Origin of the sequence: Butyrivibrio sp. XBB1001 (assembly GCF_000424505.1) — a bacterium.
Taxonomy (GTDB): domain Bacteria; phylum Bacillota; class Clostridia; order Lachnospirales; family Lachnospiraceae; genus Butyrivibrio.
The window spans coordinates 397328-420713 of the sequence record NZ_AUKA01000001.1; the positions used below are offsets into that span (position 1 = coordinate 397328).

The 23386-nt window shown below is 39.8% G+C and carries 18 protein-coding genes; 1 reads left to right on the plus strand and 17 read right to left on the minus strand.

What is annotated here, in order from left to right; genetic code table 11:
* Positions 1 to 13: 13 nt before the first annotated feature.
* The 17 genes from ilvC to G631_RS0101785 form a co-directional block, all read right to left on the minus strand.
* Entirely contained in the window at positions 14 to 1057 is a 1044-nt protein-coding gene (ilvC, locus tag G631_RS0101705) for a ketol-acid reductoisomerase (protein WP_255363856.1), read from the minus strand.
* Positions 1058 to 1142: 85 nt separating this feature from the next.
* Positions 1143 to 1646 carry an acetolactate synthase small subunit gene (gene ilvN / locus G631_RS0101710; RefSeq protein WP_026487965.1) on the minus strand — a complete coding sequence of 168 codons (504 nt, stop codon included), beginning with the start codon at positions 1644 to 1646 and terminating at the stop codon, positions 1143 to 1145.
* Between the two features lie 333 nt (positions 1647 to 1979).
* Positions 1980 to 2654 carry a UDP-N-acetylglucosamine pyrophosphorylase gene (locus tag G631_RS0101715; RefSeq protein ID WP_026487966.1) on the minus strand — a complete coding sequence of 225 codons (675 nt, stop codon included), beginning with the start codon at positions 2652 to 2654 and terminating at the stop codon, positions 1980 to 1982.
* 115 nt (positions 2655 to 2769) lie between these two features.
* Entirely contained in the window at positions 2770 to 4953 is a 2184-nt protein-coding gene (locus G631_RS0101720) for a DNA topoisomerase (protein ID WP_026487967.1), read from the minus strand.
* Positions 4946 to 6322, minus strand: coding sequence for an ATP-binding protein (locus tag G631_RS0101725; RefSeq protein ID WP_026487968.1), 1377 nt, complete (start codon positions 6320 to 6322; stop codon positions 4946 to 4948). Before G631_RS0101725 ends, G631_RS0101720 begins: the two co-directional genes overlap by 8 nt.
* A 77-nt stretch (positions 6323 to 6399) precedes the next feature.
* A complete protein-coding gene (gene asd, locus G631_RS0101730; RefSeq protein WP_026487969.1) occupies positions 6400 to 7485 on the minus strand; it encodes an aspartate-semialdehyde dehydrogenase in 1086 nt (361 codons plus the stop codon).
* A 4-nt stretch (positions 7486 to 7489) separates the two neighbouring features.
* Positions 7490 to 8893, minus strand: a complete 1404-nt coding sequence (gene argH / locus G631_RS0101735; protein WP_026487970.1) for an argininosuccinate lyase — start codon at positions 8891 to 8893, stop codon at positions 7490 to 7492.
* 430 nt (positions 8894 to 9323) lie between these two features.
* Positions 9324 to 9482: a FeoB-associated Cys-rich membrane protein gene (locus G631_RS20550; protein ID WP_081671185.1), complete on the minus strand. Its 159-nt coding sequence runs from the start codon at positions 9480 to 9482 to the stop codon at positions 9324 to 9326.
* A gap of 39 nt (positions 9483 to 9521) precedes the next feature.
* On the minus strand, positions 9522 to 11513 hold the full coding sequence (gene feoB / locus G631_RS0101745) for a ferrous iron transporter B (protein ID WP_026487971.1): 1992 nt from the start codon (positions 11511 to 11513) through the stop codon (positions 9522 to 9524).
* Positions 11514 to 11637: 124 nt separating this feature from the next.
* Positions 11638 to 11850, minus strand: coding sequence for a FeoA family protein (locus tag G631_RS0101750; RefSeq protein WP_026487972.1), 213 nt, complete (start codon positions 11848 to 11850; stop codon positions 11638 to 11640).
* Between the two features lie 233 nt (positions 11851 to 12083).
* Positions 12084 to 13394, minus strand: a complete 1311-nt coding sequence (locus G631_RS0101755; protein WP_026487973.1) for an MBL fold metallo-hydrolase — start codon at positions 13392 to 13394, stop codon at positions 12084 to 12086.
* A 151-nt stretch (positions 13395 to 13545) separates the two neighbouring features.
* Entirely contained in the window at positions 13546 to 14871 is a 1326-nt protein-coding gene (locus G631_RS17665) for an ABC transporter substrate-binding protein (protein ID WP_196803797.1), read from the minus strand.
* Between the two features lie 111 nt (positions 14872 to 14982).
* Positions 14983 to 15822, minus strand: coding sequence for a carbohydrate ABC transporter permease (locus tag G631_RS0101765; RefSeq protein WP_035789095.1), 840 nt, complete (start codon positions 15820 to 15822; stop codon positions 14983 to 14985).
* A 12-nt stretch (positions 15823 to 15834) separates the two neighbouring features.
* Positions 15835 to 16710 carry a carbohydrate ABC transporter permease gene (locus G631_RS0101770; protein ID WP_026487975.1) on the minus strand — a complete coding sequence of 292 codons (876 nt, stop codon included), beginning with the start codon at positions 16708 to 16710 and terminating at the stop codon, positions 15835 to 15837.
* Between the two features lie 22 nt (positions 16711 to 16732).
* Complete coding sequence (locus tag G631_RS0101775; protein WP_026487976.1) at positions 16733 to 17776, minus strand: ABC transporter ATP-binding protein; 1044 nt, start codon at positions 17774 to 17776, stop codon at positions 16733 to 16735.
* Between the two features lie 202 nt (positions 17777 to 17978).
* Complete coding sequence (locus tag G631_RS0101780) at positions 17979 to 19370, minus strand: PhoH family protein (RefSeq protein ID WP_026487977.1); 1392 nt, start codon at positions 19368 to 19370, stop codon at positions 17979 to 17981.
* A 272-nt stretch (positions 19371 to 19642) separates the two neighbouring features.
* Complete coding sequence (locus tag G631_RS0101785) at positions 19643 to 21286, minus strand: SulP family inorganic anion transporter (protein WP_026487978.1); 1644 nt, start codon at positions 21284 to 21286, stop codon at positions 19643 to 19645.
* 137 nt (positions 21287 to 21423) lie between these two features.
* Between G631_RS0101785 and G631_RS0101790 the strand changes: the two genes are divergently transcribed.
* Positions 21424 to 23343, plus strand: coding sequence for an asparagine synthase-related protein (locus G631_RS0101790; RefSeq protein WP_026487979.1), 1920 nt, complete (start codon positions 21424 to 21426; stop codon positions 23341 to 23343).
* Positions 23344 to 23386 lie beyond the last annotated feature (43 nt).

Sequence of the window (23386 nt, forward strand, 5' to 3'; positions counted from 1 at the left end):
GTAATAATCAAAATCAGTTATTGATAAGCTTGTCTGATTCGTTGTTCCAGCTGTAAAGTTTTCTGATTTCTTCACCAATCTTTTCTGATGGATGCTCAGCGTGAAGCTTTCTCATAGCCTGGAAGTGAACCTGACCGCCAGCCTCTGACATATCAAGAAGGAATTCCTTGGCAAATGTTCCATCCTGGATATCAGCAAGAATCTTCTTCATTGTCTTCTTAGTCTCATCTGTGATGAGCTTAGGACCTGTTACATAGTCGCCATATTCAGCTGTGTTAGAGATAGAATATCTCATTCCGGCAAAACCTGACTGATAGATAAGGTCAACAATAAGCTTCATCTCATGTACACACTCAAAGTATGCATTTCTTGGATCATATCCAGCCTCAACAAGTGTATCAAAGCCTGCCTGCATAAGTGCGCAAACACCGCCGCAAAGTACAGCCTGCTCACCAAAGAGGTCAGTCTCTGTCTCTGTTCTGAAGGTTGTCTCAAGAAGACCTGCTCTAGCGCCGCCGATTCCAGCACCATATGCAAGTGCAAGATCAAGAGCCTTACCAGTAGCATCCTGCTCTACAGCTACAAGACAAGGTGTTCCCTTACCAGCCTGATACTCAGAACGAACTGTATGTCCAGGTGCCTTAGGAGCGATCATTGCAACGTCTACATCCTTAGGAGCCTTGATAAGTCCAAAGTGTACATTAAAGCCATGTGCGAACATAAGCATGTTGCCTGGCTGAAGGTTAGGCTCGATGTCCTCTTTGTACATCTTGGCCTGCTTCTCATCGTTAATAAGGATCATGATGATGTCTGCCATCTTGGCAGCCTCAGCTGTGTTATAAACCTTAAGTCCCTGAGCCTCAGCCTTAGCCTTACTCTTTGATCCCTCATAAAGGCCAATGATAACATTGCATCCAGAATCCTTAAGGTTAAGAGCATGTGCATGGCCCTGTGAACCATAACCGATAATGGCAATAGTCTTACCCTCTAAAAGAGATAAGTTACAATCTTCCTGATAAAAAATACGTGCATCCTGTGACATTTGATTTCCCTCCATTAATTCTAATCTAAGTTTTCTCCTCATTTAATGTAAAAGAGCTGCATAAGCTCTTACATCTCAGTATAAATAGATATCAGCCATATCATTCATCAAGATAAATAATATGATCTGTACCTCTTCCAAGACCAGCAATACCGGTTCTTGCAAGTTCTAAGATTTCTCTGCCCTCAAGCAGTCTTAAAAATGCGTCCACCTTGGACTGGCTACCTGTGATCTCGATGATAAGTGAATCCGGGCTGACATCTACAATATTACCTCTAAAGATATTAGCTGTTGCCAGTATGCTCTGCCTGTCGTCAGCTTCAGCTCTTACCTTAACAAGTGCAAGTTCCCTGTATACAGACTCATCAGGCTCAAGCTCATGAATATCTCTGACATCTACAAGCTTGGCCACCTGTTTCTCAATCTGATCCAGGATCACATCATCTCCGGAAGCCACAATAGTAATTCTCGTAAACCTTGGATCCGCCGTTACTCCCGCTGTAATACTCTCAATGTTATATCCTCTTCTGGAAAAGAGACCAGATATCCTGGATAGAACACCTGAGGTATTATCAACCAACAATTGAAAGACTTTTTTCTGCATTTTGCTCTCCTCTGAGCAGTCTCAAACCCTGCAACCGCCTGCATGCTTTCACACTTTAAAGTGTGATGTTTGCAATTAACTCAGCACTGGGTTTTAAACTATTATTTTGAATATTAGTTACTGAATTTGAACTAATTTAAATCAAATTATACCACCTGAAACGTCCCTGTCAACATTTTTTCTTTTAGACTTTAAACTCGCAATTATTTACAGTGTTAAAGTGTACGCTTTCTCCTATCATCCTTATCTTTTTTCTAGTAGGAAAAAGGACAGGTGAAATCACTTCTTCACCTGTCCTAAAATAAGGCTTTGCATTACGCTTGTAGCTTTATGTTAATCGTTGACCTTCTTTACAATGTGGTCCTTGTCCTTAAAGATATGATACTCTGGAATACATCCGCGAACTGAAGAAAGAGGATAGATATTGCACCATCTTCCTATAACAGTTCCAGGATTTAATACGCTGTTGCAGCCAACTTCTACGTTGTCCCCCAGCATAGCTCCCATCTTCTTAAGTCCTGTCTCTACCTGATCATCAGCACCATTTTTAACTACGATGAGTTTTTTATCACTCTTAACATTTGATGTGATTGAGCCAGCTCCCATATGGGCCTTAAATCCCAGGATAGAATCGCCAACATAATTGTAGTGAGGCACCTGAACCTTGTTAAAGAGAATAACATTCTTAAGCTCAGTTGAATTACCAACCACTGCCCCTTTACCTACAATTGCGCTTCCTCTGATAAATGCGCACTGTCTGATTTCAGCATCCTCGTCGATAATGCAAGGTCCTCCGATATAAGCAGAGTCAAAAACCTTGGCACTCTTGGCAACCCAGACATTTTCGCCTCTCTTCTCATATTTATCTGCAGGAAGTTTATTGCCAAGTTCTATGATATAGTCCTTGATCCCTGCAAGAAGTTCCCACGGATACTCCTTGGTCTTCATATAGTCAGCTGCAATAGTCTCATTAAGGTCATACATATTTGAAATTCTAAATTCTTCCATATCCAATTCCTCACAATTCATGTAGATGAATCACTATCCTCTTTAATAAGTTTCTAGCCTATATTCAATGCAGAAATCTAATCTACATTCAATTCGACTTTTGTATTATATTACTTTATTTTTCTTTTGCAACTTCTGAAGTCTTGGTCGCACTGCTCTTTGCTCTGGATGAAGTCTTTTTAGCCGGTGCAGCCTTGTAATTAGCAGACACATAGTCAAATCTGGACCTTAAAAGTCCCCTGTAATCATTGCTCTTAACAAGATTTGTCCTCTTGCTAACAAAGTCATCAAGCTTACCCATGTACTCAGCCTCAGAGATTTCTCCCTGAGCAACCCCGGTAAGGCCTTTCTCCCAACTTGCAGTAAGAGCAGGATTGAGCATAGGTTTCATAGAACAGGCAACAGTCTCATAAACCATCTCTCCAAGCTGAGTTGGAGTAATGATCTGAGTCTTCTTGTTAAGATTCAGATACTTGATATTTACAAGCTTAGTAAGGATTCCTGCTCTAGTGGCACTCGTACCTATTCCAGAGCCCTTTATCTGTGCTCTGAGTTCCTCATCCTCTATAAACTGGCCCGCATTCTCCATAGTCAGGATCATTGTTCCTGAATTATATCTCTTTGGAGGTGAAGTCTCCCCCTCCTTAATTGCAAACTCAGAAAGCTTTAAAACATCCTTCTTTTTAAGCTTTTGAAGATATTCAAACAGTTCCTCATCTGTTACTGTTTCCTCTTCATTATCCTGTGACGCACTATTCTCGTCCTCATCCTCTGCCTTTTTAGCCTTATCCTCTTTCTTTTTGAAGAAAGAATAATCCATTACATGAAGATATCCCTTACCTGTAAGAATCTTGAAATTGGCAAAAAAGTGCTCTCTTTTTCCTTCACTTGCCATATTGACAGCTGAAACCTCCAGTGCCACCTTCTGGTAAGTAGCAGACGGATAAAATACAGCAAGAAATCTTCTGACTATGATCTCATAAACCTTAGCAGATGTAGGACTAAGACTTGAAAGTGCAGATAATCCCTGTCCTGTTGGTATGATAGCATAGTGATCAGTAATTGCCTTGTCGTTGACATATCTTGTCTTCTCAATTCCTTCATAAGCTTTATGCTGAAGGATTGACTTGGCAAAAATGCTACAGGGCTCATAAGCTGTAAGTCCCGTTATATTCTTGTCTATAACCTTAGCAATAGCACTGGACATAACTCTGGCGTCAGTTCTAGGGTAGGTAGTAAGCTTTTTCTCATAAAGCTCCTGCGCCACAGCCAGTGTTTCATCCGGGTTTATCTTAAAAAATCTGGAGCAGTCATTTTGAAGCTCCGCCAGGTTATAAAGAAGCGGTGCATTCTTAACTTCCTTCTTTTTTTCACACTTTTCTATAGTTACATCTATAGGATTTTGCAGAGAAAGGACCTTGTCATCTCCCTTAAAAGAAATATCTGCTCCGTTTGTACCAATAAGAGACGCGATAAGTTTTTTGGCGCTGTCTTCTGTTTTAAAGCCTTTCTCGCTGTATAGCTCAGGAGAGCCGTCAAATACTGAATCCTGCGTCACTCTCCATTCTGCATCACATTTTTTACCATTGATGTCTATGCCGCCTATTACCCTGTAAAATGGAGTTTTTACAAACTCTCTAATCTCTCTTTCCCTGTCAACTACAATTCCAAGGACACAGGTCATAACTCGTCCTACAGAAATAACACATTTATCTGTGTTTAGATAGTTCTTAATGGAATAAGCATATTTAAGAGTCAGAGCCCTTGAGAAGTTTATTCCCATGAGGTAGTCCTCTTTAGCCCTTAAAAAGGCAGCAGCGCCAAGATTATCGTACTCAGAGTCATCCTTGGCCTCTCGAATTCCGCGGAGGATTTCCTCTTCAGTCTGAGAGTCGATCCAGACACGTTTTCTCTTTTTCCCTTTTACACCTGCCTGCATGTCAACAAGACGATATATATATTCGCCCTCTCGTCCCGAGTCGGTGCATATATAGATCGTTTCAACATCTTCTCTATTAAGTAGCCCTTTTACTATTTTGAATTGTTTAGAGACATTCCCGATAACTTCATATTTGAAGTCTGTAGGAATAAATGGAAGGGTATCTAGTGCCCATCTTTTGTATTTCTCATCATAGACTTCCGGATAGCTCATGGTTACCAGATGTCCTACGCACCACGTTACAATTGCCTCGTCGGACTCCAGGTAACCATCTCTCCTGGAAAAATTAATTTTAAGAGCGCTGGCAAAAGCCTGTGCAACACTAGGCTTTTCCGCGATATATACTGATTTATTAGCCATTCATTAATTCATCTATTCCAATCAACTTAAGGCTATCTGGTGATTTTCTGGCTGCATCTGTAAGCCACGCATCAAAGCCCTCTGTTGAAAAGAGATAGATAACATCTCCCTCAAGTCTTGCTTTTCTAGCGTCAGAATGCAATTTAACAAGATCTGAATGGGTTGCCTGTTTGTCCCAGAAGCACATTCCAAGAGCAGTCTCCCCAGTCTCACTTTGTGTGACAATGTCTATATTGCCTTCCTTACCTATCCACTCGCCTTCTTCACCAATCTGGAAAGGAAATTGACCCCGCTCTTCTAATTTGAAGATATATTCCCTACAGACGATTTTAAAGTACTCGCTGACATAGGATTGCATTCCCGCAGATATAAATATATCATAAAATTTCTCCGGGGGCATCAAAACAATATCACTTTCGTATGGATAGATAAATCTAAAGAAAAAATTCACCATAGGATCTGCTATCTTATAAACGCCTTTCATGACGTTCTCTCTTCCAGCATTTCCAAAGGAATATGCCTTGTAAACGAAGTCATGATGGATAAGAGTTTTCAGATATACAGAAATCTTGGCTCTTGAAAAACCTGTAGCATGATACAGGTCATTAAGCTTATTAACTCCTCTTGACATCTCTGCTAAAAGAGTATGATAAACAGCAGTTTCTCTTAGATTCTGCTCTGTGAGCCTTATGGCTTCACCACGAAGGACAGCCGCATCTCCTATGATATTTCTGCAAACATTCTCCCTGAAATCATATTCATCATTGAAGTATCTCCAGAGCCTAGTCTGTCCTCCAAGGATAGAATAAGACATAACAACATCCTTGTAGGACATATTAGGAAAATGTTTTCTCATTTCGGAAAAGGGAACAGGCTTGATCTTCCTAAAGTCTGCAATCGAACCTGCAAGCTTGCCAAGGTTTGCTACCATACCATTCTCGACCCAGTTAATATCATGGCTCACAAGAACAGCAAGAATCTGTCGCTCCTTGCCCCTGGTTTCTACAAACGATGCAAGTTCCTGCATAAATTTCTCTGATAATTTCACAATGTTCTCAAAATTGCTTATCATCAATATAAGAGGGCTTCCATCAGCATATTTCAGACAGGCCTCAAAAATCTCAGTGTAGGTTGAATTGATATTAACATCAAAGCCCCTGTCATGTAATTCTTTTGACCAAAGATACAGCTGCTCTTTTTCAGATGCTGATCTGGCACAATAGAATACAAACTTTCTGTCCTTGACAAAGCTAAAGCCAAGTTCAGAATGGTCAATATTCTTGTGGCCATAGACCACAAGAATATTGGAAAGTCCACTGTCATAGTATCTGTTCAAAAAATTCAGGTCGCCTTTTCTGCTCTCTTCCATACTCCCTCTTCCATATCATTCAATAATATAGTGCTCTATTTAATAGTATAACCCAAGTACTGTTAAATTGGCCACAATTATTTTTTGTTGATATAGCCACTTGCCTTTAAGAGCTCAGCACATTCTACAGCACCACCAGCAGCGCCACGAAGAGTATTGTGTGAAAGACCTACAAACTTCCAGTCATAGATTGTATCCTCACGAAGTCTGCCTATGCTGACTCCCATTCCATTTTCATAGTTAACATCAAGAGTTATCTGAGGTCTGTTATCTTCCTGCATGTACTGGATGAATTTCTTTGGAGCACTTGGAAGCTTAAGCTCCTGTGGAAGTCCTGAGAAGTTCTCAAGCTTTTCAATAAGTTCTTCCTTTGTAGGATTCTTTTTAAACTTAACAAAAGCCGCTGCTGTATGGCCATAGAGTACTGGGATTCTAATACACTGGCATGTAATCTTTACATCATCAGCTGGCACAATAACGCCGTTTTCAATCTTACCCCAGATTCTAAGTGGCTCTTTTTCTGACTTCTCTTCCTCGCCTGAAATAAAAGGAATTACATTACCTACCATCTCTGGCCACTCATCAAAGTTCTTGCCGGCGCCTGAAATTGCCTGATAAGTTGTAGCTACAACTTCGTATGGCTCATATTCCTTCCATGCTGTAAGAGCTGGAGTGTAGCTCTGAATTGAGCAATTTGGCTTAACTGCAATAAAGCCCTTTGTTGTTCCAAGTCTCTTTTTCTGGAACTCGATAACATCCATGTGCTGTGGGTTGATCTCAGGAATGATCATTGGAACATCTGGTGTCCATCTGTGGGCAGAGTTATTTGAAACTACTGGAGTCTCAGTTTTAGCATACTCTTCCTCGATGTGCTTGATCTCATCCTTGGACATATTCACTGCTGAAAGTACAAAATCAACATCCTCAGATACAGCCTTAACATCAGTTACGTCCTTGATAACAAGATTCTTAACAGAATCAGGAATAGCCTCGTCCATCTTCCATCTTCCAGCTACAGCCTCTTCATAAGTCTGCCCTGCACTTCTAGGGCTGGCAGCAACTGTTGCTACCTCAAACCATGGGTGGTTATTTAAAATAGAGATAAATCTCTGACCAACCATTCCAGTTCCTCCAAGAACTGCTACCTTAAGTTTCTCGCTCATAATGTTACTCCTCCTTATCATTACCTATGCTATATTCTTCTATAAATCTATCATTTGAAGCAATTACTTTTTTCATCACAATAGGACTAGGGCCGCCAATCGTGATTCGCTTATTGACACAGGTCTCAAGACTGATAGCCTCGTATATATCCTCCTCAAAAAGCTCCGAATAGCTCTTAAGCTCCTCAAGGCTAAGATCATCTATAGCACAACTTTTGTCGATGCAACCAAGAACCAGCCTTCCAATAACCGAATGGGCATCTCTAAAGGGCATTCCCTTATTAACAAGATAATCTGCTGCATCTGTAGCATTAGTAAAGCCCATCTTGGCACTTTCCATCATAGCATCTTTGTTGAACTTAATTGTTGCCAACATATCGGTAAAAAGTGCGAGGCAATTCGATGTATTGTCTATAGCATCAAAGAAAGCTTCCTTATCCTCCTGCATATCCTTGTTGTAAGCAAGCGGTATTCCCTTCATTGTTGTCAAAAGAGACATCAGATCGCCATATACTCTTCCTGTCTTGCCTCTTACAAGCTCTGCAATGTCAGGATTCTTTTTCTGAGGCATGATACTACTGCCAGTAGAATAGGCATCATCTATAGTCACAAATCTATATTCATTGGAATTCCAGATTATAACCTCTTCAGAAAATCTGGACAGGTGCATCATTATAGTAGACAAAGCTGACATAAACTCTATCAGATAGTCCCTGTCAGATACAGAATCCATGCTATTTAATGTAGGTCCATAGAATCCAAGAAGCTCTGAAGTGTATTCTCTGTCAAGAGGATAGGTTGTTCCAGCAAGGGCACCTGCTCCAAGCGGACAATAATTCATCCTCTCATAAATGTCCTTCATGCGAAGAGCATCTCTTTTAAACATTTCAAAATACGCACCTAAATGGTGAGCTAGCGTAACCGGTTGAGCCTTCTGAAGGTGAGTAAAGCCTGGCATATAAGTAGTAAGATTATCCTTCATAATTCCGCTAAGGCATTTTAACATATTTAAAAGAAGATCAGACATATGCAAGACTTCTGACCTTGCATATAACCTCATATCAAGAGCCACCTGATCATTCCTGCTGCGTCCTGTGTGAACCTTTTTACCAGCATCTCCTACTCTCTCTATGAGATTAGCTTCTAAAAAGCTGTGAATATCCTCATACTTGGTTGTTATCTCAAGATTCCCAGCCTGAACATCCCTCAGGATTGAATCAAGGCCATCAAGTATCTGATTCTTCTCCTGCTCAGTGATTATGCCCTTTGCAGCAAGCATTGTAGCGTGAGCCTTGCTGCCTGCCACATCTACCTCCAGAAACCTCTTATCAAAGGATATGGACGCATTAAAATTCCAAGCAAGTTCATTTATACTACCGGTAAATCTACCACCCCACAGCTGAGCCATTTCCAATTCTCCTATCGTCTAAGCATCTAAGATTGTCAGACGCCTTAGTCTATATATTAGAAATTCATTTGGTATTATCACAAAAACCTTCAGAAAACAAAATGAGTATTTGCTTATAAGTAAAGGATACTTTAAGAAAAAAGTATGCATATAAAATGTATAATATAAATTCGTTCTGCATATATATACATTTGTTTGCGCTTTTTTGTATTAAAGTTATAAAGAATTATAATCCAAACTAAGCATAGTGAAAACCCCCTAATCAAACAAAATATTACACAAATCTTTTTGTGACTATACAATTTCTTTGTATAAAAAAGACAAATGTCCGCTTCACACGAACATTTGCCTTATATTTGTTCATTCAAAAAATATAAATTTTCAGTCTTTATATGAAATCAGGCTAAAACTATCGTCACAATGATAGTCATCAGCTTTTTTGGCTATTACAGCTCTGGCATCCTCCGTGACAATTGCCTCCATTAGGACAGCCAATGCACTTTACACCACTCTTTTTGGCCTTATATATATATCTTACAGCCCAGCCAACTATGAGCAGAATTACTAGTGAAGCTATTACATTTGTCATAGCAGCCTCCTTTCAAAATAAAAACTTTATTATCAAGGCTTAATCAAGCTTGTATTCCAAAGCCATAGCCTTGTTATTTCTATAGATTATAAATCCAATGATACCAGCAAATACAGCAATTGCAATAAGACCAGCTACAAATCCTGTTCCAAAAGCTCCTGTTGTAAAGAGTGTACCAAACTGATATACAATAAATCCTACTGTAAAGCCTGTAGCAAGCTGAAGGCCGATTGCGCCCCAGAGCCACTTCTGTGACTTCATCTCAGAGTTCATTGCACCAAGTGCTGCAAAGCATGGAGGTGTATAGAGGTTAAACATAAGATATGCAAGAGCTGCAGCCTTTGTAAGTCCCATAGCAGCTGCTACTGCATTTCCTTCTCCAATAAGCTCAAGTTCTTCTGTATCAATAAAGTTAGTAATAGCAAATACTGTAGCAATTGTTCCAACAACGTTCTCTTTTGCAATAAAGCCTGTAATAGCTGCTGCAGCAAGCTGCCAGCTAACGATACCAACTACAGGTACAAGAAGGTAAGCAAATGGTCCTGCTACGCTTGCAAGAATTGATGTATGCTCCATACCCTCTTCTACAACTTCGAAATGCCAGTTAAATGTCTGCATGATCTGAACAACTGTGTTACATACAAGAATGATAGTACCTGCCTTGATGATATAAGCCTTACCTCTCTCAAGCATTGACTTAGCTGCAAATACAAGACTTGGAACCTTATATTCAGGAAGCTCAATGATAAAGAATGACTTTCTATACTTCATACCAGTTACAGCCTTGATAAGAAGAGCTCCTAAAAGGATAAGTCCAATACCTACAAAGTAACATGTTACTCCAACCCACTTTGATTCTGGGAAGAATGCTCCAGCAAAAAGAGCTATAACAGGAAGCTTAGCTCCACATGGCATGAAAGTTGCAAGCATTGCTGTTGCTCTTCTTTCTCTCTCATTTCTGATAGTTCTGCAAGCCATGATAGCAGGGATTCCGCAACCAGTTCCGATGATCATAGGTATAACTGACTTTCCAGAAAGACCTACTCTCTTAAAGATAGGATCAAGAACAACAGTAGCTCTTGCCATATATCCGCAATCCTCTAAAAGAGCAATAAGGAAATACATTACCATAACAAGTGGAAGGAAGCCTACAACAGCACCTACACCGCCGATAATACCATCAACCAAAAGTGCATATAACAGAGGATTAGCATCTGCCATCTTATCGCCAACAAAGCCCTGGAAGGTTTCAATCCATCCTACAAGAATATCTGCAAGCCAGGTTCCAAGTGTTGTCTGTGAAATATAAAATACAGCCCACATTACAAGCGCAAAGATTGCAATACCAAGAACAGGATGAGTGATGATATTGTCAATTGTGTCTCCAAAGTTTTTGTCCTTGGTCAGTACCTTACGGTTCTCAACCTCAGAAACAATCTTATTTACAAATTCAAATCTCTTTCTATCAGCCTCTTCGACAGCAGCTTTGCTGTGAACATCTACATCACCCTGAACATAGGCCTCTTTCTGGCCTTTTCCTTCAAGGCTTGCTGCAGTCTCAACAACTTCCTTAAGTCCTTTTTCCGATGTAGCTACAGTCTTGATTACAGGACATCCAAGCTTCTCAGAAAGCTTCTTTTCATCTATGCTGTTTCCCTTTTTATCATTGGCATCTGTCTTGTTAAGTGCTACAACTACAGGTACCCCAAGTTCCAACAGCTGTGTTGTAAAGAACAAGCTTCTGCTAAGGTTTGTAGCATCAACAATATTGATAATAGCGTCGGGATGCTCATTTTTAACATAACCGCTTGTGATACTCTCCTCTGATGTAAAAGGAGACATTGAATAAGCGCCAGGAAGGTCTACTGCAATAAGTTCCTTATCACCATCATAGTAGTTCTTCTTGATATGGCTTTCCTTCTTGTCTACTGTTACTCCTGCCCAGTTACCTATTTTTTCATTTCGGCCAGTCAATGCATTGTACATGGTAGTCTTTCCACTATTTGGATTACCAGCCATTGCGATTCTCATAATACTTCCTCCTAAATACTTTTATTTTGATATTATATTAGCCATTGCTAACATGGTATCTTAAATTTAGTCCGGACAATAAATCCGGACTAAATCAATGTACATTCATTACAATTCCAGTCTGTCAAATCTTGATTGCAGCAGCAAGCTCTGGATCTATATTGTATCTTGCATCCTTGATTGCTACTACGAGATTGCGTTTCTTGTCAACTACAGTAATCTTCTCCCCACTGTAGCAGCCAAGTGAAAAGAGAAAGCTCTCCATTTCGCTATCACCCTGAGTATCAACATCCACTACAGTATATTCATTGCCAAACTGAGCTTCATTCAGTGTCATATTATCATCTCCTTTACACGCAGGAAAGTATGCGCTTCACGCTAAATGTAGTTATCTTTAGCTAACCGAATGTTAGTGTACTCTAACCTTAAAACGTTGTCAATAAAGCATTTTGCACAATCTAAATGTTTTTATAGCTATTTATTATAATGCATTTTGTTAGCAATTGCTAACTTCTATAATAAAAATAACCCTATTGAGAAGAATTGTCAATAGGGTTAACCATTATATTATTAAAGAGTTATCTCATCTAATACCTCAGGAAGAATTATCTTTCCTGCATGCTCTGATTTAAGTTGTTCTGGCCTAAAGCTATGAAGCGGAACCAGAATCTTTGGTTCAATAATGTCCACGGTATTTCTAAGATAGAAAGGCTCAGCATGGCCTCCAAGTCCGCATCTTTCTACATTGAGTCCTAAAACGCCAAGCATAGTATAAAACTTTTCATAGGATGGATCATAGTCACCAAGTGGGGCTCCATCCATATGAAGATATATAGAAATAACACTGGCAATATCAAACAGTTCATAGCTGTCTTTATAATCCTGCTGAAGGACATATTTCTTAGGATTAGCCAGAATATCCTTTCTTGTAACAATCGGATAGTCCGTCACAAGTGGAGCATTAACACTTCCACCCTCGGGAAGGTAAACACTAAACTTATCTTCTTTATAGAAAGCTGCCAGATATTCAGCCTGAACAGGATCAAGAACCAGTTCTCTTCCAGCCTCTTTTATAACTCTTACAAAATTATGAACACGCTCCACATTACGGTTATAATTGTTGATCACAATAAGCCCCTGCTCATTTTCTGCATAGGACTTCATCTTATCAAGAAGTGTAAGCTCTGTGTTCTCTCTTACAGGCCCCTCAAGCGCAAGTACATCAACATCACTATGGCTTATTGTAACACCCTCACTGATCATAAGATCAGCGCCCTTACACTTATTTGCAAAGTCTAGACTAATCTCAGGATGATATCCATGAAGTCTGTAGTCACCTGTATAACAGATCTTGCCATCTTTTGTTTCAATGAGGAAACCACAAGCGCCAATAACATCGTGATCAACCTGAATACAGGTAACCTTTATATCTTGTACAGTTATTGAATCATCATAATCTATAGGAAGAACGTTTTCATGTTCTCTAATTTCAAGTTCATTCATTACGCCGAGTTCATGATACAAAATCTTTGAATCACGGCTCATATAGACAGGCACTCTTTGATCAAGGGCACCTAATCCTCCCATATGATCAATATGCATATGAGATATTATAAGAAATACTTCCTTGTCTGTTTCTCCATAAGCCTTAACACCAAGCCTGTCAGCAAGTTCCTTATCATATATACCATCAATTGCGTTAAGTACCCCAAGTCTTATGTAATCATAAGCTTCGCTCCCTTTTCTCATCCTAACCTTATTGTCAATTCTGTCTGCATAAGAAAAGCCAAAATCAAATAAACATATAGCCTTATCGGTCTCAACTGCAACGACTGTTCCACCAATTTCCTTAAGACCACTATAGAATTTAAGTTTTGTCATAAACACCTCGCAAAATTCTATCTATCCAAAACTCATCAGTTGTCAATATATGCATATGACACCTGTATCATTATATCAAAATATCGTACAAAAGAAAAAATAGCGAGTAGAGAAGGTAATTCTCTACCCGCCAAAAAATTACTTGATAAAATTAATACTGAGCGTTGATCTGCTCTACAAGAGTATCAAGCCAAGTCTGAGCATCAGCCTTGTCAAATACAAGCTGCTCTACAACACCAGGAACTGTGTTTCTGATATCGTTAGAAGCATCGAATGTAGGTGAGAAGAAGAAGTCCTTAGCCTGCTCATAGCATGCTGCTGCGCAAACATTCTCAGCCATGTATGCCTTGTACTCATCTGTCTCATAAGAAGACTGTCTGATTGGAAGGTAGCCAGTTCCTACTGCCCACTTTGTCATAGCCTCTGTGCTTGTGATGTACTTGAGGTACTCCCAAGCTGCAAGCTGCTTGTTAGAATCCTGTGCGAACATAACGATGTTTGTACCAGCCATGTTAGCTGCCTTATTAACGTTACCTGGAAGTGGAGCTACGCCAAGTTCCCATCCCTCAGCCTTGATATAAGAAACGCCTGCTGAAGAACCAACGTAAGAAGCGATCTGCTGATTGCTAAGTACGTTTGAGAAGTATCCATCCTCACCAACAAGACGAGAGTACTCGTTGTTGTAAAGGTTTGAAAGGTATGTGAATGTCTCAAGACCCTTATCATTGTTGAAAAGAGCACCTGTAGCATCTACATAATCAACACCGTTCTGGTGAAGAGAAGCTTCAACAACACCTGCAAGATCATCGAATCCGATGAAAGAAATGCCCTTTGCATCGTAAACAGTCTTAGCTGCTGTCTCTACATCAGCCCATGTCTGAGGAACTTCGATTCCGAGTTCATCGAACATTGTCTTGTTGTAGAAAAGAACATATGTTGACTTGTTGTAAGGAACAGCGTGTACGAAACCAAACTCAGAGCACTCATCTCTGTAAGCTTCTACAACGTCATCCCAGTTGTCAAAGTCGTTAGCTACGAAATCATCAAGGTGAACAACCTTATCAAGGTAAGGTGTGAGCCAGTTGTTGTAAGCCTGAGCAACGTCTGGAAGAGCGTCAGCTGCAGCACTTGCCTGAAGCTTTGTCTGAAGATCTGAGTATCCACCCTGGTTAACAAGAGTAACCTTGATGCCGTACTCGTTTGAGTTGTTGAACTCATCTGTGATTTCTGTAAGAACTGTCTCAAGGTTACCATTCATAGCGTGCCAGAATGTGATTTCTGTAGCCTCGATGTTCTTAGCTTCTGTAGTAGCTGAAGCTTCCTCTGTTGCAGCAGATGTCTCAGCTGCAGGTGTTTCAGTAGCCTCTGTTGACTGAGCCTCTGCAGGAGCCTCTGTCTGAGCTTCGCCGCAGCCTGCAAGCATGGATGTTGCCATAGCCATTGCAAGGATGCTAGCACCAATTTTCTTTAACTTCATTTCATAATCCTCTCTTTCTTTGAAAAAAAGCGTTTCTATCATAAAAGGCTGATGCCATTATGATCATAAAATGATGCGCTGCCTAATGCAGCCTTTCAGTATAACATAGTGTTATCCCTTAAGTCCACTCCTTGTTACACCTTCAATGATGTATTTTCTAAGGAACAGATATATGATGATGATAGGCATAACAAGCATACATGAAGCCGCCATGATAAGCTCTGTCGATGAGCCTGCCTCTGTCTGGAATCTTACAAGACCATTTGACAATACTCTCATCTCCTGTGAGTTTGTTACAAGAAGTGGCCACAGGAATGCATTCCAGGAACTGATGATATTAAGGATTGCAATAGAGAAAATAGCCTGCTTGTTCATTGGAACCATGATCTTCATCATATATTTAAAATCAGAACATTTATCTACCTTGGCTGCCAGATACAGTGACTCTGGAACCTGCATAAAGAAACGTGTCAGCAGATAAATATAAAATGCACTTGAAATCCAAGGAATGATCATTGCCTTATAGGAATCAATCCATTTAAGGTTAATGATTGTCTCATAGTTTGTGATGATAAGCATTTCTCCAGGGATCATCAGTGTTGCAAGGAAAAGAGAGAACACTGTCTTCTTACCTGGGAAATTCAATCTTGAAAAAGCAAATGCTGAAAGTACTGTAGTTACAAGAACTCCACATGTAGTGCAGGCTGTAACAATAAGTGTATTAACAAAATATCTCGCAAAAGGAGCTGCCTTCCAGGCTTCCTGATAATTGACCCACTGTGGCTCAGCAGGGAAAAATACTGGAGGCATCTGATTAAGCTCTGATGGAGTCTTAAGTGAAGATAAGATCATCCAAACAAATGGAAGAATCGTAAAGATTGCTCCGAAGATCAGAACCGCATATTTGAGTATTGAAGCTATGACGTTTCCTATTTTTCTTTTCTGTGTCATCTTAATTTCCTCTTATTTTTTCTTCTTTTCACCAGTTACTCGAAGCTGAATCTGAGTCATTACAAGGATGATCAAAAACAGTACAACAGAACCAGCTGCAGCTATTCCATACTTGTAGCTATTGTAGAACTTGTCATAAATGAAATATACAATAGTCATAGCCTTGTTGGCTGGGCCTGCCTTACCCTGGAACAGTGAGAATACCTCGTTGTAAACCTTGAATGCTCCAATCATTCCGATAACGCTGGAATAAACAATCATAGGAGCAAGCTGAGGAACTGTGATCTTAGTAAATACTCTGATCTTTGGTGTAGAGTCGATTCTAGCTGCCCTGTACAGATCCTCTGGAATAGTCTGAAGTCCGGCAAGGAAAATAAGAATATTGAAAGCCATGCTCTTCCAAATAGCAAATATTATAAGAGCAGGCATAGCATATTCAGGACGATTAAGCCATGGAATAGGATCAATTCCAAATAATCCAAGGAAATAGTTGATAAGTCCATAATTACTGTTAAACATCCATCTCCAAACGATACCGATAGCAATTACACTGGTAACATAAGGAAGGAAGTAAACAGTCTGGAAAAACGCCTTGGTCTTGGTCGTGTTGTTGATCAACACTGCTATAACAAGAGATAAAAAGATTGAAGCAGGTACAACACATATAACGTAAATACTTGTATTACGCAATGAAAGCGCAAAGTCAGGATCTGCAAAGAGAGCCTTGTAGTTCTCAAAGCCTATTGAGCTGTAGGAATGATTAATAATACTGTAATTTCCCAAAAAGCTCATGATGATAGCTCTTATAAGCGGATAAATGGTGAAAGCCGCCATAATAATGATAGATGGAAGGAGATATAAATATCCCTTAAAACTCTTCTTATCCATAATGTTCTCCCTTGTACCCTAATTAGAATCTGCCAATGAGTTTCTCATCCTTGTCAAATACAAGGATATGGCCTTCACGTACAGAAGCCTTAACTACATCGCCTTCTGAAACCTGCATGTATGAATGTACAAGAACGCGAACAATGCTCTCGCCAAGCTTTGAAAACAGAAGAAGATCACGGCCTGTCATACGAAGATTATCAACTGCAAAAGAGATTCCATTGTCATCAAGAGTAAATGACTCTGGTCTGATTCCTGCATGATAGTGACCATCTGCAAGCTGTGCACCTGTTCTAAGAACAACATCACCACAAGAAATAACGCCGCCCTTAACATCAACTTCTATATTATTGATTTCTGGAGTTCCAAGGAAATTAGCAACAAATTCATTAGCTGGATTAAGGTACATTGTCTGAGGTACCTCGTACTGCTGAAGAACGCCTTCCTTCATAACTGCAATACGATCAGAAATGCTCATAGCCTCTTCCTGGTCATGTGTTACGAAGATAGTTGTAATCTTAACTTCCTGCTGAATACGTCTGATTTCTTCTCTTGTTGCTACACGAAGCTTAGCATCAAGGTTAGATAAAGGCTCATCAAGAAGAAGAACCTGAGGTTTCTTAACAAGAGCTCTGGCAATAGCAACTCTCTGCTGCTGTCCACCTGAAAGCTCACTAGGTTTTCTGTTCATATACTGGTCAATCTTAACAACCTTGGCAATTTCAAGGGCCTCTTCTCTAGCCTTGTCCTTCTTCATTCCACGGTTGATAAGTGGGAAAGTAATGTTATCCATAACTGTCATATGTGGGTAAAGAGCATAGTTCTGGAAAACAAGACCAATCTCTCTATCCTCTGGAGCAATATTAGTCACGTCCTTGTCTCCAAAGAATATCTTTCCGCTTGTAGGGGTTGTAAGACCTGACAACATAAAAAGCGTAGTAGACTTACCGCATCCCGAAGGACCAAGAAGACCAACAAGCTCTCCGTCGTTGATGTTAAGATTCATATGATCAACCGCATTAAGGCTGCCATAAGTCTTTGTCAGATTCTCAATTCTAATATCCATTTTTCACCTCTAATTGATTAAAAATAATACAAGTAAATAAAGTCGCAAATTTGATTATACTATATATTCACAGATTATTAAATATTTATTAACTTTTTCACAAGGTGGCCAAAAAGCCCATAAAATAAGGGCGGAGCAATCATCACATTGGCTCCGCCCTTGAAAAATCTAGCTAAATTTTTTCAAAAAATTTTCGTTTCCTTTAAAAGTCCTTTTTATCTTTCATTCTGCCTATTGCATCCATGGCAAGTTTACTTCTCTCGCATTCTGAAGCCGAAAGTGATATTTGCCACGCAAGTGGGCTTCCCTTCATATGTTCAGCCGCATATGACAAGCCATTAGTTCTCTCATCAAGGAAAGGTCTGTCAATCTGATTAGGATCTCCCAATAAAATTATCTTGGTATCCTTGCCAGCTCTTGTAATAATGCCCTTTGCCTGTGTAGGTGTCATATTCTGAGCTTCATCAATTATAAGATAAGTCTTAAGGATAGACCTTCCTCTGATAAAGTTAAGGGCCTCGCACTGAACAATACCTCTTTCAAACACCTCATCTGTCTTGCCCTGTAGTTCTTTCTCGTCTTTATACCTCTCCTCTTCATTGGAGTCAATGAGCTGCTCAAGGTTATCGATGATAGGCCTCATAAGTGGAGATATCTTCTCCTGCTCATCACCTGGCAAAAAACCTATATCATCATCAAACTGAGAATTGGGCCTGCAGACTAAAATCCTGCGATACTCCCCAGTTGGCCTGTTGATCATCTTCTCGAGTCCAACTGCAAGAGAATAGAAAGTCTTGGCAGTACCAGCCATACCCTTAACTATTACAAGAGGAGCCACCTCTGCAGGCTGCATAAGCGCCTCCTGAAGGAAGTACTGACCTGCGTTTCTGGGCTTAACTCCATAAGGTTGTGCCTTCTCAAATTCAAGCTTTTTGATAAAGCCTCCACACACCCTGCCCATCTGAGTCTTATTAGTGGATTGATCAGCCCTTATTACAACAAATTCATTCTCATAAAGCTCAGGTGCATACTTATTGCCTTCTTCATCACAACAATACACCTTGTCTACAGGAATGCCCTTTTTCTTGAAATCCTTAAAAGCATCTTCCGGCGCATAGACAGAAATTCGGCCGCTATACTGCTCTCCCTCACCTGCAACCTGTTCAGTAGTGAAGTCTTCTGACTTAACTCCAAGAATCTGCGCCTTGATTCGCATCAGGATATCCTTGGTAACCAGAATAACCTGCTCTTTACTGCAATCACTAAGTCCCTTACAAACCTTCAGAATACGATTATCTGACTTGTATTCTGCCATATCCTTGGGAAGTTCCACATCCTTGAAATTCTTTTCAACTCTAAGGAACCCTCCATTGTCAAGCTCAACTCCCTTGACCAAATCCCCTGCGCCTCGTAGCTGCTCCAAAATTCGAATAGCTTCGCGCACATTAGCACCTCGCTCGCCTTCATCCCTCTTGTGGCCGTCGAGTTCCTCCAAGACTACCAGCGGAAGAACGACCTCGTTATCCTCAAAGCACTTCAAAGCGTGAGGTGCCTGAATCAAAACGTTGGTGTCCAGTACGTAGATCTTCTTCATGCGTAGGTCCCCCTCTATTTGTATGACTTATGAGTAAATTATACCATATCTTGTATTTTAAAGATTATTATTAATAAAAAAATTATAATATATCAACAGCATATTTTATCTATAAACGTATAGTCGAACATGATATTTTGCAATAAAAAGTGGTGTATTCCATAAATAAAGGAGACATAAGCATCTAGCTTAATGTCTCCTGTTTTATGTCTTTATTTCTTTTTTATTCTGTCATTTTAATAGAATAATATATATCAACTTTATTGACTGATTTAGATCTCAGCCGCTCTCTTGAGGGCATCATTTATATGAGGAAGGAAGTTCTCTCGTCCGACAAGATCAACGAATCCATCCTTCTCCATCGTATTCATAGGCTGCTCATTAACATGCGAAAATACAAGCTGAACGTTATTCTTCTTGCATCTATTGTACAGTTCCTCAAGAGAATGCATAGCTGTAGCATCGATTGCTGGAACACCACGCATTCTGATAACAAGAGCTCTTGTAAAGTCCTTAAAAGAAATCTCTGCTATCTGCTCGGCATCGCCAAAGAACATAGGGCCGCTGATCTCATATACTCTGACATGCTTTGGAATGTCCTTAAGTCCAGGGCCATCAGGATCATCTTCAGGATCATAGTACTTCCAGCCGCGAACTCTTGACTCTTCGCTCATTCTCTTCATAAAGAGAACGCAGGCAAAGAGCATACCAACCTCGATAGCAACAACAAGGTCAAATACTACAGTAAGAACAAAAGTAGTAACAAGAACTATAATGTCACTCTTTGGAGCTGTCTTTAAAAGATGGATAAAAGTCTTGTACTGACACATATTGTATGCAACCATGAAAAGAATTGCCGCAATAGTTGGCATTGGAATAAGCGCTGCATAAGGCATGAGTACTAAAAGAACCAGTACAAGGCAGATTGAATGGATCATACCGGCAATTGGTGTTCTGCCGCCATTCTTGATATTAGCTGCAGTTCTGGCAATAGCTCCTGTTGCAGGAATACCGCCAAAAAGTGCAGAACCAATGTTACCAGCACCCTGAGCTACAAGCTCCATATTAGATCTGTGCTTACTGTCAATCATACTATCTGCAACGACACAGGACAAAAGAGATTCAATCGCAGCAAGAATAGCAATTGTAAATCCGTCTCCTGCTACAGATCTAAGTGCTGCAAAGCTAAATGCTGGAATCTTAAGAGCTGGGAGCTGTCCCTTTATCTCATAAAGATCTCCTATTGTATTAACATTCATATTAAGAAGCTTAACCATCAGGATCCCAACTATTACAGCTATTAAAGAGCCTGGAATCTTCTTGCTGATCTTGGGCCATACAATCTGAATAACAAGACAGATAAGTCCGACAATAAGTGCCTGATAATTAAAGGTACCTATATTCTTGCCAATAGCTTCTACTTTCTCAATAGTCTCAACAGTTGAAGTTCCTGCAGGATATGTAAGTCCCAAAAAGTCCTTGATCTGTCCAATTGCAATTGTAACAGCAATACCAGCAGTAAATCCTGTTGTTATAGTATAAGGAATAAACTTGATAAGTGAGCCTAATTTGAACACACCCATCAAAATAAGAAGAACTCCGGCAAAAATTGTAGCAAGCGCAAGTCCTTCCATGCCCTTTGTTGCTACGATTCCAGCAACGATAGTAGCAAAAGCTGCAGTAGGCCCAGCAATCTGTACTCTACTACCGCCTACAAATGAAATAATAAAGCCTGCAACAATTGCAGTATAAAGACCTTCCTCAGGTCCTACACCTGATGCAAGAGCAAGTGCGATAGATAAAGGCAATGCAATGATGGCTACAATTATTCCAGAAATAAAGTCCTGGACAAACTGTTTGCCATTGTAGCCCTTCATAGCTGTAAACAGCATGGGTTTCAGTTTTTCGTTTTCCATAATTTCCTCCACAAATGTTTAACCGTTAAAACCTATGACATTATATTCCTACCACATCCACAGGTCAATTGCAATTATAGTCTGACTATAGTATTCTCGAATTTATAGGACAAAAAAGTATTTCTTGTGAGGTTATCATGTCAGCAATTTGGGGACACATTGATTTTAATTCAAGCGAATGCCAGGTAAAATCCATGGCTTCTGAATACAATAGAAAATGTAAGCTGGACAGAATTTGCGAGAAAGTAGTTGGCAACGCTCTTTTTGGCGGCGGTCTGTTGTTCGTAAATAAAGAAGACCAGGCCGAGGATATACCCTATTTTATAGGCAATGCCCTTATAGCTGCTGACTGCATCCTGGATAACAGAGATGAGCTAAAAATAGAGCTTTCATCTGAATTATCTAAGTCGTCAAAGGATTCATCCATGATTCCTGACGGGGTTCTGATTTGTCTTGCCTACCAGAAATGGGGAAAAAATCTGGTCTCCCATTTAAAAGGAATATATTCCGTAGCCATATTCGACACAAAAAAGCAGGAGCTATTTCTTTTTACAGACAGAACTTCCAGCAGATGCCTTTATTACTGCAAAGAAGATAATTCCTGCAGTTTTTCAACCCTCATATCTCCCATAAAAGAAATACATAAAGACCTAAAGAGAAATCAGCTCTACCTGAAGGATTTTCTCTTGATTCCAGGACTTATGCCCAATATTTCATCAACAGAAACACCCTGGGAAAACATCTTTATAATAGAAGCTGGCTGCAGCATAACAATCACAAAAGACTCTGTAAAGACAGACAGATACTGGTCTCCTCAAAAAATAAATCTTCCAGGAAACATAGAAGGCTTAAAGGATACATTTCTTGAAACCTATAAAACAGCTGTAGGCCGCACCATAAGGACAGACAAAGGTGTAGCCATGGCTCTTAGCGGAGGCTTTGATTCAACTTCAGTTGCCGCTTTTGCTGCTCCCCTTCTAAAGGATCAGGAAAAGAGCCTTTTTTCCTACACTTACGTTCCGCGCACAGACATGTCCATGTACTATCCAAAGTCCAGGATAACCAATGAATCTGCTCAGGTTAAGGAAATGCTCAGGATGTATCCAAACATTGACGCCACCTTTACCGATAATGATGGGAAAAACTTTTTTGGTTACGTGGATGAACTTTTGGATGTATTGGAGATTCCCTTTAAAGCCTTTGTTAACCTTCCACAGCTTCTTGAAATCTACAGAAGCGCTTCGCAAAGAGGCTGCAAAGTCTTTCTAAATGGTCAGACCGGAAATGCCAGTGTGTCCTTTGGTAAGATAGAAGCCGCTATTTACGAGCTTATCAGTAAAAGAAAATATATAACTGCCTTTAAGTACCTTAATAATTATTGCAAGAAAGCAAAGATAAGCAGAAAAAAAGCATTTCCAAGCATGCTTCGGTATCTTGAGAGTATAGATCAAAACTCACTTGATGTTCAGGAAAATATACCCAAAGAACTCCTTAACCCTTTTGTAAATCCAGATCTTTTGAAGGACTACTCATTAAAAGAAAGAAACACATCAGGTATGCCTATCTCTTTCAGGCCTTCAGTTCAGACTGGTGGCGGCATGCAACATGAAGTATATACGCTGCCAGCTCTTTCATATATAGGTGCCATGGAAACCAAGCTTGGCCTTTATACCGGCATTGTAATAAGGGATGCTACAAGAGACCCTGATATTCTGAATTACTGCTATTCTTTTCCATTTGAATACTACTCCTACAACGGAATTCCAAGGTATCTTATAAGGGGATTTATGAAAGATATGATTCCTGAGAAAATCCTGTATCCTATATTGCAGACCGGAGTTCAAAGTTCTGACTGGCTTATCAGATTACATGATTCAAAAGATGAGATTCTCTCTACATTAAAAAAAGAATTTGATAATGACAGTCTTGATGAATATATAAATAGAACTGCCTCAAAAGAATGCATAAATGGAATCCAAGACTTTGAGTTTAATGAAGAAAATAGTTACTTAAACTTGTTTATTATTCATTTGTTTGCATCCTACTTAACCCTTTAGTTTTCAATTGTTACAAATCTGATAGATTTATTTACATAGCTGG

Bases quoted from the DNA above. Each gene is read 5' to 3' on its own strand.
- G631_RS0101765 (WP_035789095.1), bottom strand. From the start codon at position 15,822: ATGACACAGAAAAGAAAAATAGGAAACGTCATAGCTTCAATACTCAAA.
- ilvN (WP_026487965.1), bottom strand. From the start codon at position 1,646: ATGCAGAAAAAAGTCTTTCAATTGTTGGTTGATAATACCTCAGGTGTT.
- feoB (WP_026487971.1), bottom strand. From the start codon at position 11,513: ATGAGAATCGCAATGGCTGGTAATCCAAATAGTGGAAAGACTACCATG.
- G631_RS0101785 (WP_026487978.1), bottom strand. From the start codon at position 21,286: ATGGAAAACGAAAAACTGAAACCCATGCTGTTTACAGCTATGAAGGGC.
- G631_RS0101770 (WP_026487975.1), bottom strand. From the start codon at position 16,710: ATGGATAAGAAGAGTTTTAAGGGATATTTATATCTCCTTCCATCTATC.
- G631_RS0101790 (WP_026487979.1), top strand. From the start codon at position 21,424: ATGTCAGCAATTTGGGGACACATTGATTTTAATTCAAGCGAATGCCAG.
- G631_RS0101715 (WP_026487966.1), bottom strand. From the start codon at position 2,654: ATGGAAGAATTTAGAATTTCAAATATGTATGACCTTAATGAGACTATT.
- G631_RS20550 (WP_081671185.1), bottom strand. From the start codon at position 9,482: ATGACAAATGTAATAGCTTCACTAGTAATTCTGCTCATAGTTGGCTGG.
- G631_RS0101725 (WP_026487968.1), bottom strand. From the start codon at position 6,322: ATGGAAGAGAGCAGAAAAGGCGACCTGAATTTTTTGAACAGATACTAT.
- G631_RS0101720 (WP_026487967.1), bottom strand. From the start codon at position 4,953: ATGGCTAATAAATCAGTATATATCGCGGAAAAGCCTAGTGTTGCACAG.
- G631_RS17665 (WP_196803797.1), bottom strand. From the start codon at position 14,871: ATGAAGTTAAAGAAAATTGGTGCTAGCATCCTTGCAATGGCTATGGCA.
- G631_RS0101750 (WP_026487972.1), bottom strand. From the start codon at position 11,850: ATGACACTGAATGAAGCTCAGTTTGGCAATGAATATACTGTAGTGGAT.
- G631_RS0101780 (WP_026487977.1), bottom strand. From the start codon at position 19,370: ATGAAGAAGATCTACGTACTGGACACCAACGTTTTGATTCAGGCACCT.
- asd (WP_026487969.1), bottom strand. From the start codon at position 7,485: ATGAGCGAGAAACTTAAGGTAGCAGTTCTTGGAGGAACTGGAATGGTT.
- G631_RS0101755 (WP_026487973.1), bottom strand. From the start codon at position 13,394: ATGACAAAACTTAAATTCTATAGTGGTCTTAAGGAAATTGGTGGAACA.
- ilvC (WP_255363856.1), bottom strand. From the start codon at position 1,057: ATGGAGGGAAATCAAATGTCACAGGATGCACGTATTTTTTATCAGGAA.
- argH (WP_026487970.1), bottom strand. From the start codon at position 8,893: ATGGCTCAGCTGTGGGGTGGTAGATTTACCGGTAGTATAAATGAACTT.
- G631_RS0101775 (WP_026487976.1), bottom strand. From the start codon at position 17,776: ATGGATATTAGAATTGAGAATCTGACAAAGACTTATGGCAGCCTTAAT.